This is a genomic window from Acetobacter sp. DsW_063, assembly GCF_002153745.1.
Classification (GTDB): domain Bacteria; phylum Pseudomonadota; class Alphaproteobacteria; order Acetobacterales; family Acetobacteraceae; genus Acetobacter.
Genome location: NZ_JOPL01000121.1, coordinates 1 through 2,105 on the forward strand (window position 1 = coordinate 1; position 2,105 = coordinate 2,105).

At 48.5% G+C, this 2,105-nt stretch carries 2 protein-coding genes and 1 pseudogene; all 3 read left to right on the forward strand.

Annotated elements, in window-relative coordinates; translation table 11 throughout:
- Window positions 1–107: 107 nt before the first annotated feature.
- Window positions 108–290 (forward strand): hypothetical protein, encoded by a 183-nt coding sequence (locus tag HK28_RS12900; RefSeq protein WP_086644949.1) that lies wholly within the window; start codon window positions 108–110, stop codon window positions 288–290.
- A 1,066-nt stretch (window positions 291–1,356) separates the two neighbouring features.
- Complete coding sequence (locus tag HK28_RS12905) at window positions 1,357–1,677, forward strand: hypothetical protein (protein ID WP_086644950.1); 321 nt, start codon at window positions 1,357–1,359, stop codon at window positions 1,675–1,677.
- 158 nt (window positions 1,678–1,835) lie between these two features.
- A pseudogene (locus HK28_RS14370) lies at window positions 1,836–2,105 on the forward strand (autotransporter strand-loop-strand O-heptosyltransferase); the annotation flags it as partial.

A 2,105-nucleotide genomic window follows, 5' to 3' on the forward strand; every position in this document is an offset into this window, starting at 1 on the left:
AAAAGCTGGGCACTTCGCTCCGTCATTCAAGGCATAACAGGCCCTAGACTTCCCAAGAATAAACGTCAGGCGTATAAATATATCGACGCTTATCATCGGTGGAAAAAATGAATATCATTGGAACAGTTATCAGGAAACCTTCACGAGTCGAGTTCTTCTTCACCTTGACGGCCATCGGCTCGATTCTTGGAATCCTGTTCATCAATCGGAAGCCTGTTATCGACGACATCCGTAACACTCTGGATGCGGCGAATCCGCCTTCAGGGTTTCTTGATCCCAAGGCAAGGTAATCCTATAAAAAGAGACAGTTTTGTATGCTTGCTTGATGGCGCGGCAAGAGTCGCGCTCGTTTATGCGCGAAGCAGTTTTCAGGCATCGCACCCTGCTGATGGTTCCTCAGGGCCCACCTGAGGAACCTATCTGGTAGCATTATGTGATTGCTGTGAGCAGTTAATCAGCAGGATACGCAGTGACAAGATGCACGACTTGCTGACCTGTCGTGAAGGCCATGAGGAGGTTTGCGTGGGGTGGCCTTGACGCTGCTTTGCGAAACGTCCCTCGTGTTCTTTCCCTCCGACGCAAGTGTTTCCCGTGAAGTTGGATAATCCGGCGATAGGGTCGCACTTGCGTTTGTCACGAATATGTGATGTTGCGGGATCGTGACCAAGCAGGCGCGTACGCTCCCCTGAATCTTCCGAATGCGGTCGTTATATTTGTGATTCAAGAAAATTTTTCGAGACTGGGGAGCTTTTATTCTACTGCTGAAACGGGCTTCACATTCAGTGGTGGCACCTAATTCGTCATCGCATGTATTCATCATATAATGATGATTGAATACGAAGATTTTCTGAATACATTTTTGTAAATATGCGGGATTTTATAAATTTTTACAGTTCTTTTTTCGTGAAAAAATCCAGTTATCGCGTATTTTGTATCGACAGGGAGAAGGTTAGCGGGCGGGGGGGGGACAATCTGGAATTATCTTTCTCACCGAGTTGAAGATTTGACAGGTTCAGCGCCTCTAAGCGAACACGCCCGATGGCTAAAACGTGCAAATTTTTTTATTGGCCTTTCGAGTGACTTGTCATGGCTGGCGTGGGCCTCGGAAACACCCGTTGTTTTGATAAGCGGTTTTACAGCGTTGTATAATGAATTTGAAACGCCCTATCGCATCTTGAATTGGAATGTTTGTAATGGATGTTCCAATGGTATCCGGTGTGAATTGGATGTGACCGACTTTTTTTGGTGCCCTCGGTTGGGGAATACAGATCGGCGATTCGAGTGCACGAGGGCAATTTCTCCCGATCAATTCATCGAAACAATAAAAACTATTCCGGAGTTTAGAAAGGCGACGTCATGAGCGAAACTGACGCGTCGGATATCTTCAAGACGATTATGGACGCTGGTAAGGGAGGTGCGGCACATGCAGCGACTGCGGTAGCGCCGTCGGAGCCATCGGTTGTGACGGCTCTGGAGGCAACTGCGAAAGCCGAACGTCCGAATTTTCCGCCACCGGCGCCAATTCCGACACAATCTGGTTCTGGGGGTATTCGCTTCGATTTCAATCAGGGCATTCGTGTTCTCGTTCCGGAGGGAAAGTGGAGAGTGCGTCTGACGGAGAAGGCGAGTCCTGTCTTTTTCAAAGCCGAAAACAGCATTTCCTTGACGCCAAGATAGAGGCGTTCAAAGACGGAACAATGGTCTTCGAGCATTCTTACGATGCGCGAAATCGGAAAGTGGCGGTAATTCTCCTCGGTGAAACCGTGGGCGATACTATCGCGTGGTTTCCATATGCCGTCCATTGTGCCCAGAAACACTCATGCGACGTTTCAGTCATGCTTTCACCTCATATGAAGGAGCTTCTGGAGCCGTCGCATAAGGAGACCAGATTTCTCATTCAGGATGAGTTCGATAATTTCTCCGTGGAGTTCTACGCGACTTATTATATAGGTCTTTTCTTCGGAGACGAAGACAACTCTTGGCAACCTGCAGATTTTCGTATGGTCGGTCTTCATAAGACCTTGGCTTACATTCTAGGAGTGCCTCCTGTGGAGGAGCCGCCTCGATCAGAGGTTCCCAGACCGACCACGCATCATCGGAAAAGA

Excerpts from the sequence above, each read along its gene's own strand:
- HK28_RS12900 (WP_086644949.1), top strand. The coding sequence starts at position 108 with ATGAATATCATTGGAACAGTTATCAGGAAACCTTCACGAGTCGAGTTC.
- HK28_RS12905 (WP_086644950.1), top strand. The coding sequence starts at position 1,357 with ATGAGCGAAACTGACGCGTCGGATATCTTCAAGACGATTATGGACGCT.